Origin of the sequence: Plasticicumulans acidivorans, assembly GCF_003182095.1 — a bacterium.
GTDB lineage: Bacteria > Pseudomonadota > Gammaproteobacteria > Competibacterales > Competibacteraceae > Plasticicumulans > Plasticicumulans acidivorans.
Map to the genome: position 1 here is coordinate 151,297 of NZ_QGTJ01000002.1, position 15,499 is coordinate 166,795.

Sequence of the window (15,499 nt, forward strand, 5' to 3'; positions counted from 1 at the left end):
TGCCGTCGACTTGATCGGCCGCCACTGTCCACGGATTTGCCGCCGACTAGACTTTGTCGTCGGCAGGCTTCGCAAATCCGATAGTTGCGGTTGTGAACTGCCATTCAGCGTTCCGTCGGCCAGCGTCGTCGTCAAGCTTTCATGACAACGTGAGCCGACTCATTCTCCGGAGGTATTCATGAGCAAGCTCCAACACTGCGCACTCAGCGCCGCCATCCTGCTGGCCGTGGCCGGCACTGCCCACGCAGGCGCCACGCTCGACGCCATCAAGCAGAAGGGATTCGTCCAATGTGGCGTCAGTGACGGCTTGCCGGGCTTCTCCTACACCGATGACAAGGGCAACGTCATCGGTATCGACGCCGACTTCTGCCGTGCCGTTGCCGCCGCGGTGTTCGGCGACGCGACCAAGGTCAAGTTCACCCCGCTGACCGCCAAGGAGCGCTTCACCGCGCTGCAGTCCGGTGAAATCGACGTGCTCTCGCGCAATTCGACCTGGACCTCCTCGCGCGACAGCGCGCTGGGCCTGAACTTCACCGGCGTCACCTACTACGACGGTCAGGGCTTCCTGGTGAACAAGAAGCTCGGCGTGAAGAGCGCCAAGGAACTCGACGGCGCCGCGGTCTGCATCCAGGCCGGCACCACCACCGAGCTCAACCTCGCCGACTACTTCCGCACCCACAACATGAAGTTCACGCCGATCACCTACGACAAGTCCGACGAGTCGGCGAAGTCGCTGGAGGCCGGCCGCTGCGACGTGCTCACCTCCGACCAGTCGCAGCTCTATGCCCAGCGCATCAAGCTGGCCGCACCGGACGACTACATCGTGCTGCCGGAAGTCATCTCCAAAGAGCCGCTGGGTCCGGTGGTTCGCCACGGCGACGACGAGTGGTTCGACATCGTCAAGTGGACGCTGTTTGCCCAGGTCAATGCCGAAGAGCTCGGTGTGACCTCGAAGAACGTCGAGCAGATGGTCAAGACCTCGACCAACCCGGACGTCAAGCGCCTGCTCGGCGTCGAGGGCGACAAGGGCAAGGATCTCGGCCTGCCCAATGACTGGGTGGTGAAGATCGTCAAGCAGGTCGGCAACTACGGCGAGATGTTCGACCGCAACGTCGGCGAAGGCAGCCCGCTGAAGATCGCCCGCGGCCTCAACGCCCTGTGGAATCAGGGCGGCCTGCAGTACGCGCCGCCGATCCGCTGACCCGCGGCCCTGGCACGCTTGCGGTCGCGTACGCCTGCGCGGCCGCAAGCGTTGGTGCTCCGTCTCGCGCTGACTTTCTGCAGGAGCGGTCATGAACAATCCCAACAAGGGGCTCACCCCGACCAAGCCGCCGCTCTGGAACGACCCCACGGTTCGTGCCGTGGTGTTCCAGGTCATCACCCTGCTCGCGGTGATCGCCTTCGGCTGGTACCTCTTCGAAAACACCCGCCACAACCTGGAAAGTCGCGGTATCGCCTCAGGATTCGGCTTCCTCGATTCAACCGCCGGTTTCGGCATCGTCCAGTCGCTGATTCCCTACGGGGCCTCGGACACCTACGGCTACGTGTTCTGGGTCGGCCTGCTCAACACGCTGCTGGTCACAGTGCTCGGCATCGCGCTGGCCACCGCCATCGGCTTCACGCTCGGCATCGCCCGTCTGTCGAAGAACTGGCTGATCTCGCGGCTGGCGATGATCTACGTCGAGACCTTCCGCAACATCCCGCTGCTGCTGCAGATCTTCTTCTGGTATTTCGCGGTGCTGCGCAACATGCCGGCGCCGCGCGACTCGATGAGCCTCGGTGACAGCGTGTTCCTCAACATCCGCGGCCTGTACGTGCCGCGGCCGATCTTCGGCGAGCACTTCAGCTGGGTCGTCGTCGCGCTCGGCGTGGCCATCGTCGCCGCACTGCTGGTGCGACGCTGGGCACAGCGCCGCCAGGAGGCCACCGGGCAGCCGTTCCACACCCTCTGGGCGATGCTCGGGCTGATCGTCGGCCTGCCGCTGATCGTTTATTTCCTCTCCGGCCAGCCGCTGAGCTGGGAGGTGCCGCACCTCGCCGGCTTCAACTTCCGCGGCGGCTGGGTGGTGATCCCCGAGCTGGCGGCACTGCTGACAGCGCTGAGCATCTACACCGCGGCGTTCATCGCCGAGACGGTGCGCGCCGGCATCCTCGCCGTCAGCCACGGCCAGACCGAGGCCGCCGGCGCGCTCGGCCTGCGTCCGGGCCTGACGCTGCGTCTGATCATCATCCCGCAGGCAATGCGCGTGATCATTCCGCCGCTGACCAGCCAGTACCTGAATCTGGCGAAGAACTCGACGCTCGCCGCCGCGATCGGCTACCCGGACCTGGTCTCCACCTTCGCCGGCACCGTGCTCAACCAGACCGGCCAGGCGATCGAGACCATTGCCATCACCATGTCGGTGTACCTGGCGCTGTCGCTGGCGATCTCGACGCTGATGAACTGGTACAACAAGCGCATGGCGCTGGTGGAGCGCTGAGATGAGCCAGAGCACGCATGTTCCGCATCCCGACCTGCCACCGCCGAGCGCCTCGACCGGCGTCATCGGCTGGCTGCGCGCCAATCTGTTCTCCTCGCCGCTGAACAGCGCGCTGACGCTGCTCGGCCTGTACCTGATCTGGCTGCTGCTGCCGCCGGCACTGAACTGGCTGCTGTTCAAGGCCGACTGGAGCGGCAGCGACCGCAGCGCCTGCCACGGCGAAGGCGCCTGCTGGGTGTTCATCAAGGTGCGCCTCGATCAGTTCCTGTATGGCTTCTTCCCGGCCGAGGAACGCTGGCGCATCCAGCTGTCGTGGCTGCTCGCCGTCGTCGGCGCCGCACCGCTGTTCATGAAGCGCAATCCGCTGCGCATGCCCTCGGCGCTGTTCATGCTCTTCGCCTATCCGCTGATCGCCTACGGCCTCTACACCGGTCCGCTGTTCGGCCTGCCGCTGGTCGAAACCTCGCAGTGGGGCGGCCTGATGCTGACGCTGACGATCGCCGTCGTCGGCATCGCCGGCAGCCTGCCCGGCGGCATCCTGCTGGCGCTCGGCCGGCGCTCGAAGATGCCGATCATCCGCAGCGTCTGCGTGGTCATCATCGAGTTCTGGCGCGGCGTGCCGCTGATCACCGTGCTGTTCATGTCCTCGGTGATGCTGCCGCTGTTCCTGCCCGAGGGCATGAACTTCGACAAGCTGCTGCGCGCGCTGATCGGCGTGGTGCTGTTCGAGTCGGCCTACATCGCCGAGGTGGTGCGCGGCGGCCTGCAGGCGATTCCGAAGGGGCAGTACGAAGCGGCCGATGCGCTCGGCCTCAACTACCCCAAGGCGATGGGGCTGATCATCCTGCCGCAGGCGCTGAAGCTGGTGATCCCCGGCATCGTCAACACCATGATCGCGCTGTTCAAGGACACTTCGCTGGTCATCATCATCGGCCTCTACGACCTGCTCAACAGCATCCAGGCCGCCGCCGTCGACCCCAACTGGCTCGGCTTCGCCACCGAGGGTTACGTCTTTGCGGCGCTGATGTACTGGGTGTTCTGCTTCAGCATGTCGCGCTACAGCCAGGCACTGGAGCGTCGTCTGCACACCGGCCACAAGCGCTGAGCCGCTTCACTTTCAGGAGACTCCGACCATGACCGCAAGCGCAGTCACGCCGGGCATCACCGACAAGGTGATGATCGAAATGAAGGGCGTACACAAGTGGTACGGCCAGTTCCACGTCCTCAAGGACATCAACCTCACCGTGCAGCAGGGCGAGCGCATCGTGCTCTGCGGCCCCTCGGGTTCGGGCAAGTCGACGACGATCCGCTGCATCAACCGCCTCGAAGAACACCAGCAGGGGCAGATCATCGTCGACGGCACCGAGCTGACCAGCAACGTCAAGCACATCGAGGCGATCCGCCGCGAAGTCGGCATGGTGTTCCAGCACTTCAACCTGTTCCCGCATCTGACGGTGCTGGAAAACTGCGTGCTGGCGCCCATCTGGGTGCGCAAGATGCCGCGCCGAGAGGCCGAGGCGCTCGGCATGAAATACCTTGAACGGGTCAAGATCCCCGATCAGGCGAAGAAGTACCCCGGCCAGCTCTCCGGCGGCCAGCAGCAGCGCGTGGCGATCGCCCGCAGCCTGTGCATGCAGCCGAAGATCATGCTGTTCGACGAGCCGACCTCGGCGCTCGACCCGGAAATGGTCAAGGAAGTGCTCGACACCATGGTCAGTCTGGCCGAGGACGGCATGACCATGCTCTGCGTGACCCACGAGATGGGCTTCGCCAAGCAGGTCGCCAACCGCGTGATCTTCATGGACCGCGGCGAGATCATCGAACAGAACGACCCGCAGACCTTCTTCAACCATCCGCAGAACGAGCGCACCAAGCTGTTCCTCAGCCAGATCATCAGCAATCACTGAGGCGCGGAGCATTCGTCGCAAAAAAAGCCGGCGCAAGCCGGCTTTTTCATTGGCGTATCAGTCATCCTCGCCGCGCAGCACGAAGCGCGGCAGATGCCAGTCGCAGAAGATCGCGCCGAGGCGCAGCACCACGATCAACCCGCCGCCGGCGAGCAGACCGATACCCGGCGCCACCGCCAGACGGTCCATCGCCAGCAGCAGCGTGCAGCCGGCGGCCGCAGCCGTGGCATAGACATCCTGACGCAGCACCATCGGCACCTCGGCGCAAAGCACGTCGCGGATCAGGCCGCCGCAGGCACCGCTCATCACGCCGAGGATCACCGCAATCACCCCGCTCTGCCCGGCTTCGAGCGCGATACGCGTGCCGACGACGCAGAACACGCCGAGGCCGATGGCGTCGGCGACGGCCAGCGCATGCCGCGGCAACGGCCGCCAGCGGCACCACAGTACACTGAGCAGCACCGCGGCGAGCACCGCCAGCAGCGGCGTGGCATCGCCGAACCAGCCGAGCGGATGACGGTCGAGCAGCACGTCGCGCAGGGTACCGCCCCCGAGCGCCGTCACCGTCGCCAGCACCAGCGCGCCGAACAGATCCAGCTGCTTGCGCGCCGCCACCGCGGCGCCGCTGATGGCGAAGACGAACACGCCGAACAGATCGAGCACCTGCAGCACGGCGGCCGGCCGTCAGTTGATGCCCTGGCTGCGCAGGTAATCCTCGTAGCTGCCGGTGAAGTCGACCAGGCCGTCGGCGGTGAACTCGATGATGCGCGTCGCCAGCGAGGAGACGAACTCGCGGTCGTGGCTGACGAAGACCAGCGTGCCCGGGTAGTTCTCCAGCGCCAGGTTCAGCGCCTCGATCGATTCCATGTCGAGGTGGTTGGTCGGCTCGTCGAGCAGCATGACGTTGGGTCGCGTCAGCGTCAGCTTGCCGAACAGCATGCGGCCCTGCTCGCCACCGGAGAGCACCTTCACCGACTTGCCGATCTCGTCGCCGGAAAACAGCATGCGGCCGAGTGCGCCGCGCACGATCTGATCGTCACCACGGGTCCAGAGCGCCATCCACTCGAACAGCGTCGCCTCCTCGGCGAAGTCATCGGCGTGGTCCTGCGCGTAGTAACCGATATCCGCGCCCTCGGCCCATTTGACCTCGCCGGCATCCGGTGTCAGCTCGCCCACCAGGCAGCGCAACAGCGTGGTCTTGCCGGCGCCGTTGGGGCCGATGACCGCCACCCGCTCGCCGGCGTCGATGCGCAGGCTGAGCTTCTCGAACAGCGGCCGCCCCGGCTCGTAACCCTTGCTGACGGACTCCAGCGTCACCGCCTGGCGGTGCAGCTTCTTGTGCTGCTCGAAGCGGATGAACGGGCTGACACGGCTCGACGGCTTGACCTCTTCGAGCTTGATCTTTTCGATCTGCCGCGCCCGCGAGGTGGCCTGACGCGCCTTCGAGGCGTTCGCCGAGAAGCGGCTGACGAAGGACTGCAGCTCGGCGATCTGCGCCTTCTTCTTGGCGTTGTCGGCGAGCAGGCGTTCGCGCGCCTGCGTCGAGGCGGTCATGTAGTCGTCGTAGTTGCCGGGGTAGATGCGCAGCTCGCCGTAATCGAGATCCGCCATGTGCGTGCACACGCTGTTGAGGAAGTGGCGGTCGTGGGAAATGATGATCATCGTGCTGTTGCGGGCATTGATGACGCCCTCCAGCCAGCGGATGGTATTGATGTCGAGGTGGTTGGTCGGCTCGTCGAGCAGCAGCACGTCGGGGTCGGCGAACAGCGCCTGCGCCAGCAGCACGCGCAGCTTCCAGCCCGGCGCGACCGCGCTCATCGGCCCGCAGTGCAGATCCTCGCTGATGCCGACACCGAGCAGCAGCTCGCCGGCGCGCGCCTCGGCGGTATAGCCGTCCATCTCGGCGAACTGCACCTCCAGCTCGGCGACGGCCATGCCGTCTTCCTCGCTCATCTCGGGCAGCGCGTAGATGCGGTCGCGCTCGGCTTTGACCCGTGCCAGCTCGGCATGCCCCATGATCACCGTGTCGATGACGGTCTGCTCTTCATAGGCGAACTGGTCCTGGCGCAGTTTGCCGAGGCGCACATTGGGTTCGAGCATGACGATGCCGGCGCTGGGGTCGAGGTCGCCGCCGAGGATCTTCATGAACGTCGACTTGCCGCAGCCGTTGGCCCCGATCAGGCCATAGCGGTTGCCATTGCCGAATTTGACACTGACGTTCTCGAACAGCGGCTTGGCGCCGAACTGCATCGTGATGTTGGCGGTGGAAATCATCTACGGGTCCCGCAATCAGGTTGGATCTGAAGAATGCGCCGGACGCGGCCGGCCCCAAAAAAACAGACCGGCCCGCAGGCTGCGGGCCGGTCGAAAAAACGGCTGCGAACAGCGTCAGCGCTGGGCGACGCAGTCGACGAAGTAGTGCTTCTCGCCGTCGATCTCCTCGACGACGAGGCCGTGGATATCGGTCTCGAAGCCGGGGAAGCGGGCGTTGAAATCCCGCGCGAACTGCAGGTAGCGCATGATCGTGCGGTTGAAGCGCTCACCGGGAATCAGCAGCGGAATGCCCGGCGGATACGGCGTCAGCAGGATGCTGGTGATGCGGTCTTCGAGCTCGTCGATCGGCACGCGGTCGATTTCCTCGTGCACCTGGGCGGCGAAGGCATCGGTCGGCTTCATCGCCGGCTCGATCGCCGAGACGTACATCTCGGTGGTCAGACGAGCGATGTCGTGCTCGTGGTAGACACCGTGGATCTGCCGGCAGAGATCGCGCAGGCCGATGCGCTCGTATTTCGGGAAACGGGCGACGAATTCCGGCAGCACGCGCCACAGCGGCTGGTTGTTGTCGTAGTCGTCCTTGAACTGCTGCAGCTCGGTGACCAGCGTGTTCCAGCGGCCCTTGGTGATGCCGATGGTGAACATGATGAAGAACGAGTACAGCCCGGTCTTCTCGACGATGATGCCGTGCTCGGCGAGGTACTTGGTGACGATGCCGGCCGGGATGCCGCGCTCGGCGAAACTGCCGTCGACGTCGAGTCCGGGCGTGATGATCGTCGCCTTGATCGGATCGAGCATGTTGTAGCCGTCGGTCAGCTTGTCGAAGCCGTGCCAGCGGTCCTCGGGCCGCAGCACCCAGTCCTCGCGCGTGCCGATGCCCTCCTCGGCCAGCCGATCCGGCCCCCACACCTTGAACCACCAGGAGTCGGCGCCGAATTCATCCTCGACGGCACGCATCGCGCGACGGAACTCCAGCGCCTCGGAGATCGACTCCTCGACCAGCGCGGTGCCGCCGGGCGGCTCCATCATCGCCGCGGCGACGTCGCAGCTGGCGATGATCGCGTACTGCGGCGAGGTCGAGGTGTGCATCAGATAGGCTTCGTTGAAGCGATGGCGGTCAAGCTTTCGCGTCATCGAATCCTGCACGACGATCTGCGAGGCCTGCGACAGGCCGGCGAGCAGCTTGTGCGTCGAATGCGTGGCGAACACCATCGCGTTTTCCGGCCGCGGCCGGTCGGTGCCGATGGCATGCATGTCGCGGTAGAAGGAATGGAAGGCCGCGTGCGGCAGCCAGGCTTCGTCGAAATGCAGATTGTCGACCGAGTCGCCGAGCATCTCCTTGATCATCTCGACGTTGTAGAGCACGCCGTCATAGGTCGACTGCGTCAGCGTCAGGATGCGCGGCTTGCGCTCCGGGTGTTTGGCCTGCGCCTCGCGGGCGAAGGGATTGGCCTCGATCTTCTTGCGGATGTTGTCCGGCTTGAAGGCCTTGAGCGGAATCGGGCCGATGATGCCGTAGTGATTGCGCGTCGGTGTCAGGAACACCGGGATCGCCCCGGTCATCGTGATCGCATGCAGGATCGACTTGTGGCAGTTGCGGTCGACGACGACGATGTCGCCCGGCGCGACGGTGGCGTGCCAGACGATCTTGTTCGAGGTCGAAGTGCCGTTGGTGACGAAGAACAGGTGATCGGCATTGAAGATGCGCGCGGCATTGCGCTCGCTCGCCGCCACCGGGCCGGTGTGATCGAGCAGCTGGCCGAGCTCATCGACGGCATTGCAGACGTCGGCGCGCAGCATGTTCTCGCCGAAGAACTGGTGGAACATCTGGCCGACCGGGCTCTTGAGGAAAGCCACGCCGCCGGAGTGCCCCGGGCAGTGCCAGGAATACGAACCGTCCTGCGCGTAGTGCGTCAGCGCGCGGAAGAACGGCGGCGCCAGCGAGTCGAGGTAGTTCTTCGCCTCGCGGATGATGTAGCGGGCGACGAACTCCGGCGTGTCCTCGAACATGTGGATGAAGCCGTGCAGCTCGCGCAGCACGCTGTTGGGAATATGCCGCGTGGTCCGCGTCTCGCCGTAGAGGAAGATCGGTATATCACTGTTACGAAAGCGGATTTCCTCGACGAACGTGCTCAGCTGGCCGACCGCCTTCCCGGCGGCCTCCGGCGAGCTGAACTCCTCGTCATCGATCGACAGGATGAACGCGCTGGCGCGCGACTGCTGCTGCGCGAAGCTCGACAGATCGCCGTAGCTGGTCACACCGAGCACTTCCATTCCCTCGTCCTCGATCGCCTTGGCGAGCGCGCGGATACCGAGGCCGCTGGCGTTCTCCGAGCGGAAGTCTTCGTCGATGATGACGACGGGAAAGCGAAATCTCATGGGCGTCTCCTGAAGACGACAGGGAGAGGAAGACGGGATGCGGGGACGCTGCGGGCCGGCGCGCGAAGCGGCGCAATTTAGCACGATGCCCCCCCCGCTGCGCGGTTTCCGTAAGAGTGCGGCAAAGCCTTGCAGAACAGTCCCTTGCACAGGGACCGTGAGATCCCTCCGAGGTTCGCCGGGGGGCGCCGTGATTCAGGCGAGGCCGAGCACCAGCGAGGCCAGGCCGCCACCGAGCAGGGCGCCGGCCAGCACATCGCTCGGGTAATGCAGACCGAGCACCAGCCGCGACACCGCCACCAGCACGGTGAACGGCAGCAGCAGCCACAGCAGCCCCGGATAGTGGGCGACGGCGACCACGGTGAAGGCCACCGCGTGCAGCGTGTGCCCGGACGGGAAGCTGAACTCGTCGAGCGGGGCGACGGTGACACGGATCGCCGGCGAGCGCGTGCACGGCCGCGGCCGCAGCGTGCGCCGCTTCAGCCATTTGTACAGCGCCAGGCCGAGGCCGCCGGCGAGCAGCATGCGCGCCACCGCCATCAGCGCCGGCAGGCCCTCCCAGGCCAGGATCACCGCCATCAGCGAATACCAGAACACGCCGTCGCCGAGGCGCGAGACCACGGCGAACAGGCGTTCGATGACACGGCGCTCGCCGGCCGAGTTGAAGCACCGGCAGACCGCCAGATCGAGATCACTCAGGCGCGCGATCCGCGCCGGCGACGGCAGTTGTGCGCTCATTGCCCACCTCCTGCGGCAGCAATAGGTCGAAGTAGGTGCTCTCCACGCTGAGCACGACGGCATCCCAGCCGCGCGCCTGCACACTGCCGGCCGCCGCCGCGCCGAGCCGCCGGCGCAGGTCCGCATCGGCGGCCAGCCGCACCGCGGCAGCAACGAACGCCGTCTCGTCGGCCGGCGCCACGGTCAGGCCGTTGCACCCGGACTCGATCACCTCGCCGGCGGCGGCACAGGCGTAGGCGAGCACCGCCACGCCGCTGGCCATCGCCTCCAGCGTGACGTTGCCGAAGGTCTCGGTCAGGCTCGGGAACAGGAACAGATCGGCGCTGGCATAACAGGCCGCCAGCCGCGTGGGGGGCAGTTCGCCGCAGAACAGGGCATCGGGCAGCGCGGCGCGCAGGCGCTCGTGCTCCGGCCCCTCACCGGCGATCACCATGCGCGCCTGCGGCACGGCGGCGCGGATCGCGTGGAATGCCCGCACGGCGAGCCCCCAGTTCTTCTCCGGTGCCAGGCGGCCGACGCCGAGCACCACCGGCGTGTCATCGCTCACGCCCCAGTCGGCGCGCAGCGCGGCATCGCGCCGCCCCGGATGAAACAGCGCGGTATCGATGCCGCGTGACATCACTTCGGTACGGCCAAAGCCGTCGGCAGCCAGCCGCGCCGCCAGCGCCGCGGTCGGCACCAGCGTCACGTCACAGCGGCGATGAAAGTGTCGCAGCCAGGCATTGATCGGTGCCGTCAGCCAGCGAAAACCGTAATAGCGGCTGTAGGCGTGAAAGTTGGTGTGGAAACCGCTCGCCACCGGCAGGCCGAGGCGGCGGGCGACCTGCAGCGCCGAAGCGCCGAGCGGCCCCTCGGTGGCGATGTGCACCAGGTCCGGACGCTGCTCGCCCCACAGGGCCTGCAACCGCCGCGCCGCCGGCAGCCCGAACTGCAGCTGGCGGTAGATCGGTAGGCGCCAGCCGGGCAGCGGCACGACGTGGATGTCATCGGCGGCGTGCTGCACAGCGGCCTCGCCGGGGCGGCGCGGCCGGATCAGCTGCACGCGATGACCACGGCGCAGCAGGCCGTCGACCAGGCGCGACAGCGTCATCGCCACCCCGTTGACTTCGGGTGGCCAGGTTTCGGTGACCAGCGCGACCGCCAGCGGGCGGGCGGCGGTCGCGGATAGGGCGGCGGCAGTTTGCATGCCGCGCACTATCAAACGCGGCGGCGACGCTTTGATGACTGGCCGATGAGCGAACGATGACGCCCCGGCGACAGGCGCCCGGCCTCAGTCGCCGCCGTCGTCCGCCCCCGTCGGCGCGGGCGCGTGCAGCCCCGCCAGCAGCTTCGCCAGCAGGGCGTTCAGCATCTGCTGTTCGGCGGCACTGAGCACCGCGAGGATGCTGCGCTGGTTGTCAACGTGTACCGGCAGAGCCGCGTCGATCAGCTGCTTACCGGCCTCGCTGAGCACCACCAGCGTGCCGCGGCGATCGCTCGGATGCTTATGGCGCTCGATCAGCCCGGCCTTTTCCAGACGGTCGATGCGCGCGGTCATGCCGCCGGACGACATCATCATCGCCTCGTACAGCGCCGTCGGCGTCAGCGCGTAGGGCGTACCGGCGCGACGCAGCGTTGCCAGCACGTCGAAGTCGCCACTCTGCAGGCCGAAGCGCGCGAACAGCGGCGCGAGGCGGTCGCGGGTGATCAGCAGGGCCAGTTCGCCGAGGCGGCCCAGCACTTCCATCGGAAAGGGATCGACGTCAGGACGTTCGCTCCGCCACTGGCGGGCGGCCAGCGCGGCGCGATCTTCGGGGATCAGGGATTCGGTCATTGTCTTGATATAAAGATACTTGATGTATAGATTGTTGCCGGGGTGCCCCACCAACACTCACCCATGATCTGAGCTGCTTTCAAGGAAATCCGATGAACGCACACGCCCCCGGCGTGGCCGCCCGCAGCGGGCCGGCCGCGCTGTCCTCCCTGTTTTGCCTGCTCGCCACCGGCAGCCTGCTCGGCATCAGCACGCTGCTGGCCGGGCTCGCCATCCGCAGCGGCTGGGAGCCGCTCACGTTTCTGTTCTGGTCGACCCTCGGCGGCGGGCTGCTGCTGCTTGTCGGCAGCCGGCTGCGCGGTCAGCGCCTGCAGGTGTCGCGCGCGCTGCTGCCTTACGCCGTCATCGCCGGCCTGCTCAGCTTCGCCCTGCCCAATCTGCTGTCGTTCAGCGCCATCCCGCACGTCGGCGCCGGCTTCATCGCGCTGTGCCTGGCGTTTCCGCCGCTGCTGACCTACGCCATCGCCGTGCCCATCGGCATGGACCGCCTCTCGCTGGCCGGCATCGCCGGCATGGCCTGCGGCCTCGGCGGTGCGCTGCTGCTGGCGCGCTCGGCGCCGCTCGCCGCCACCGACCCCCAGTTCTGGACCGCGCTGGCGATGGCCGCGCCGCTGATCATCGCGCTGGGCAACATCTATCGCAGTCTGGCGTGGCCGCGCGGCGCCTCGCCCGGCGTACTGGCGCCGGCAATGCTGTTGGCCTCGGCCGGTCTCATCGCGATCGCCAGCGCCGCCGTCGGCAGCTCGCTGGCCACGCCACTGCTGCTCGGTACGGCCGGTCTGCTGCTCGGCGCCCAGGCCGTAGTGATCGCCGCCACCTACGTGCTTTATTTCCTGCTCCAGCAATTGAGCGGCCCGGTCGGCCTCAGCCAGATCGGCTGGATCGCCGCCGGCGTCGGCAAGGCGCTCGCCGTCATCATCCTCGGCGAGGCCATTCCGGGCATCCTGCTGCCGGCCTGCGCCGCAATCCTCGCCGGTATCGCGCTGCTGAGCCGCCGGCCGCGCTGAGCGCGCAGGCGCAGGGATGGCCGGCGCAGGCGCCGCCATCCCCCTCCCTCCCCGGCTACGGCACCACGCCGCAGGCCACGCGTGCGCCGCCACCGCCGAGCGGTGCCGGATGATCGCTGTGATTGTCACCACCGGCGTGGATCATCAGCGAGCGGCCCTTGAGATCGGCCAGCTTGAGGCGCGGCGCCAGCACCGGCTGCGTGGCCTTGCCATCGGCGCCCACGTACAGCGCCGGCAGGTCGCCGAGATGACCGGCACCGTACGGACCTTCATGCTTGCCGGTCTTTTCCGGGTCGTAATGACCACCGGCGGCACCGCCCGGCACCGTCTTGCCGTCCTTCTCGCTCGGCCCGCAGTCGGGCTTTTCGTGGACGTGGAAACCATGGATGCCGGGCGCGAGCCCGCTCAGCTCGGGGGTGAAGATGACGCCATAAGGGCTGCTGCTCGCGCTGATCGAACCGATCGGCGCCGACGCCCCGCTGGCATCGAGGGCATTCATCGGGATCTTCAGCGCTTCCTCAGCATGAGCGGCGAAGCTGCCGGTGCACAGCGCGAGCAGCAGAGCGAGTCGATGCTTCATCGGGGAGTCCTCCTTGGGTGGATTGAGCAGACGACACCCCGGCGCTGACCACGTCACGAGGCTGGCGTTCAGCGTAGCTGCGGGTATTGAACCCGGGGTGTCGATTACGAGTCTCAGCGACAAGTACGCTATCGCGTATTGACTTACATGTAATACATCAAGCGAAATAGAGCCACCCCATCCAGTGATGGACCGTCGACCCGAAGAGGACACCCAGACGTGGACGTGAACGAAAAAGCGATGATCGATGATCTGTTCAGCCGCCTGCAGCAGGCCGAGACCAAGACCGGTCCGCGCGATGCACAGGCCGAAGGCGCGATCCGCGAAGCGCTGGCCAAGCAGCCGGCTGCGCCGTACTACATGGCGCAGGCGATGCTGGTGCAGGAACACGCCCTCAAGCAGCTCAACGAGCGCGTGCGCCAGCTCGAAACCGAAATGGCCAACCGCCCGGCCGGCGGCGGCGGTTTTCTCTCCGGCCTGTTCGGCGGCGGCCAGCAGCAGCAGGCAATGCCCTCGCGCATGCAGCCGCAGCCGGGACCGTTTCAGCAGGCGCCGCGTTCGAGCTTCCTCGGCGGCGCGCTGCAGACCGCGGCCGGCGTCGCCGGCGGCATGCTGCTCGGCCATGCGCTGATGGGCATGTTCTCCGACGTGTTCGGTGACGCCGGCAGCGAAGCGGTCGCCGCCGCGGTACCGGAAGCCGCCAGCGATGCGCTCGGCGGGGACGCGCTGGCCGCGGCCGTGCCCGACATGTCGGCCGCCGACTCCAGCTTCCTCAGCGGCGCCGATGCCAACCCCTTCGGCAGTGTCGGCAGCTTCAGTGACGACCAGCAGGCCAGCTCCGGCGGCTTCTTCGACGGCGGCAGCGACTTCGGCGGCGATGACGACGACAGCTTCGTCTAAGCCCCGCGACTGAAGCCGTCAGCCGACGGCAACTGCGCGCCCCGCGTGTGCTCCGGCCGCGCGGGGCACGCCGCGTGACGGCCCGGAATTTGCGGTTAAGCTAGCCGCTCGCCTGTATCCGGAGACCCTCATGAGCCAAGACTGGCGCGCCGCCTGCACTGTCTACCTGCGCCCGCGCCTGCTCGCCATCCTGGCGATGGGCTTTGCCAGCGGCCTGCCGCAGCTGCTGACGCTGTCGACCCTCTCCTACTGGCTGCGCAAGCTCGGGGTCGACAAGACCACCATCGGTCTCGCCGCCCTGCTCGGCCTGCCGTACACGCTGAAGTTTCTCTGGGCGCCGCTGCTCGACCAGACACCGCCGCCGGGCCTGCGCCGCCTCGGCCGCCGGCGCGGCTGGCTGCTGCCGATCCAGCTGGCGCTGGCGGGTGCCGTCTACGCCCTCGGCCACACCGACCCGCTGGCCGCGCCGCTGGCCACCGGCCTGGTCGCCCTGCTGATCGCCTTCCTCTCGGCCAGTCAGGACATCGTCATCGATGCCTACCGCATCGAGATTCTCGCGGAGGATGAACAGGGTGCCGGTGCCGGCGCCACCCAGCTCGGCTACCGCATCGGCCTGCTCGCCGCCGGCGCCGGCGCCATCGCGCTGTCGGACTTCCTGCCATGGGCCACGGTGTTCGCCAGCCTGGCGGCGCTGAGCGCGGTCAACGTCGTCGTCACCCTGCTCGCCCCGGAGCCCGCACGGGCACCGGCACCGAGCGTGCGCCTGAGTTTCAGCACCCGCCTGCAGGCGGCGGTGATCGAGCCGTTCCGCGATTTCGCCCGTCGCGCGCACTGGCCGGCGATCATCGCCTTCGTGCTGCTGTACAAGTTCGGTGATGCGCTGTCCGGCGGCATGGCCAATCCGTTCTACGTCGAGATGGGCTTCTCCGGCAGCGAGATCGCGGCGATCGCCAAGGTGTTCGGCATCTGGGCGACGATCGCCGGCGGCCTGCTCGGCGGCATCATCGTCGCCCGCCTCGGCGTGGTGCCGACGCTCGCGCTCGGCGGCGTCCTGCAGGCGCTGACCAATCTGCTGTTCGCGGCGCTGGCGCTGCGCGGCCACGACCTGCTGTGGCTGACGCTGGCGATCGGCGCCGACAACCTCGCCGGCGGCCTGGCCTCGGCGGCCTTCGTCGCCTACCTCTCCGGCCTGTGCGCCGCCGCTTATACCGCCACCCAGTACGCGCTGCTGACCTCGCTGATGGCGGTCGGCATGCGTCTGTTCGCCGCCGGCGGCGGCTGGCTCGCCGAGCAGCTCGGCTGGGTGTGGTTCTGGAGCGGCTCGGCGCTGCTGGCCGTGCCCGGCCTGCTGCTGCTGTGGTGGCTGCAGCGCGCGCCGCTCACGCCAGTCCCGCTGCACGGCGCGCGCGAGCGGGCCTGAA

The 15,499-nt window shown here is 67.4% G+C and carries 14 protein-coding genes; 7 read left to right on the top strand and 7 right to left on the bottom strand.

The features are described 5' to 3' along the window. The first annotated feature begins 178 nt into the window (after positions 1-178). The 4 genes from C7443_RS03255 (at position 179) to C7443_RS03270 (ending at position 4,387) form a co-directional block, all read left to right on the top strand. Positions 179-1,201 carry an amino acid ABC transporter substrate-binding protein gene (locus tag C7443_RS03255; protein ID WP_110017145.1) on the top strand — a complete coding sequence of 341 codons (1,023 nt, stop codon included), beginning with the start codon at positions 179-181 and terminating at the stop codon, positions 1,199-1,201. A gap of 91 nt (positions 1,202-1,292) precedes the next feature. Further along, the gene (locus tag C7443_RS03260) at positions 1,293-2,480 is read left to right on the top strand and encodes an amino acid ABC transporter permease (RefSeq protein ID WP_110017146.1); all 1,188 of its coding nucleotides are present in this window, start codon (positions 1,293-1,295) and stop codon (positions 2,478-2,480) included. A 1-nt stretch (position 2,481) separates the two neighbouring features. Next, complete coding sequence (locus tag C7443_RS03265; RefSeq protein ID WP_110017147.1) at positions 2,482-3,585, top strand: amino acid ABC transporter permease; 1,104 nt, start codon at positions 2,482-2,484, stop codon at positions 3,583-3,585. A 28-nt stretch (positions 3,586-3,613) separates the two neighbouring features. After that, positions 3,614-4,387 carry an amino acid ABC transporter ATP-binding protein gene (locus C7443_RS03270; protein WP_281279373.1) on the top strand — a complete coding sequence of 258 codons (774 nt, stop codon included), beginning with the start codon at positions 3,614-3,616 and terminating at the stop codon, positions 4,385-4,387. Positions 4,388-4,444: 57 nt separating this feature from the next. Here the strand turns inward: C7443_RS03270 and C7443_RS03275 are convergent, their stop codons facing one another. The 6 genes from C7443_RS03275 to C7443_RS03300 all read right to left on the bottom strand — a co-directional run bounded on the left by C7443_RS03275 (position 4,445) and on the right by C7443_RS03300 (position 11,591). Further along, a complete protein-coding gene (locus C7443_RS03275) occupies positions 4,445-5,059 on the bottom strand; it encodes a trimeric intracellular cation channel family protein (RefSeq protein ID WP_110017148.1) in 615 nt (204 codons plus the stop codon). A gap of 12 nt (positions 5,060-5,071) precedes the next feature. Next, complete coding sequence (locus C7443_RS03280; RefSeq protein ID WP_110017149.1) at positions 5,072-6,661, bottom strand: ABC-F family ATPase; 1,590 nt, start codon at positions 6,659-6,661, stop codon at positions 5,072-5,074. 114 nt (positions 6,662-6,775) lie between these two features. After that, on the bottom strand, positions 6,776-9,040 hold the full coding sequence (locus C7443_RS03285) for an arginine/lysine/ornithine decarboxylase (RefSeq protein WP_110017150.1): 2,265 nt from the start codon (positions 9,038-9,040) through the stop codon (positions 6,776-6,778). 195 nt (positions 9,041-9,235) lie between these two features. After that, on the bottom strand, positions 9,236-9,778 hold the full coding sequence (locus C7443_RS03290) for a phosphatase PAP2 family protein (RefSeq protein WP_110017151.1): 543 nt from the start codon (positions 9,776-9,778) through the stop codon (positions 9,236-9,238). After that, positions 9,732-10,964 carry a glycosyltransferase family 4 protein gene (locus C7443_RS03295; protein ID WP_110017152.1) on the bottom strand — a complete coding sequence of 411 codons (1,233 nt, stop codon included), beginning with the start codon at positions 10,962-10,964 and terminating at the stop codon, positions 9,732-9,734. Before C7443_RS03295 ends, C7443_RS03290 begins: the two co-directional genes overlap by 47 nt. An 84-nt stretch (positions 10,965-11,048) precedes the next feature. Then, a complete protein-coding gene (locus tag C7443_RS03300) occupies positions 11,049-11,591 on the bottom strand; it encodes a MarR family winged helix-turn-helix transcriptional regulator (protein WP_110017153.1) in 543 nt (180 codons plus the stop codon). A 92-nt stretch (positions 11,592-11,683) separates the two neighbouring features. Between C7443_RS03300 and C7443_RS03305 the strand changes: the two genes are divergently transcribed. Beyond that, on the top strand, positions 11,684-12,598 hold the full coding sequence (locus C7443_RS03305) for a DMT family transporter (RefSeq protein ID WP_110017154.1): 915 nt from the start codon (positions 11,684-11,686) through the stop codon (positions 12,596-12,598). A 55-nt stretch (positions 12,599-12,653) separates the two neighbouring features. Here the strand turns inward: C7443_RS03305 and sodC are convergent, their stop codons facing one another. Next, positions 12,654-13,178, bottom strand: a complete 525-nt coding sequence (gene sodC, locus C7443_RS03310) for a superoxide dismutase family protein (RefSeq protein ID WP_110017155.1) — start codon at positions 13,176-13,178, stop codon at positions 12,654-12,656. A 219-nt stretch (positions 13,179-13,397) separates the two neighbouring features. On the opposite strand from sodC, the gene C7443_RS03315 reads away from it, so the two are divergent. Together C7443_RS03315 and C7443_RS03320 are read left to right on the top strand one after the other, a co-directional pair. Further along, positions 13,398-14,078, top strand: a complete 681-nt coding sequence (locus C7443_RS03315) for a DUF2076 domain-containing protein (protein ID WP_110017156.1) — start codon at positions 13,398-13,400, stop codon at positions 14,076-14,078. A gap of 130 nt (positions 14,079-14,208) precedes the next feature. Beyond that, positions 14,209-15,498, top strand: a complete 1,290-nt coding sequence (locus C7443_RS03320; RefSeq protein WP_110017157.1) for an AmpG family muropeptide MFS transporter — start codon at positions 14,209-14,211, stop codon at positions 15,496-15,498. Position 15,499: the final 1 nt, after the last annotated feature.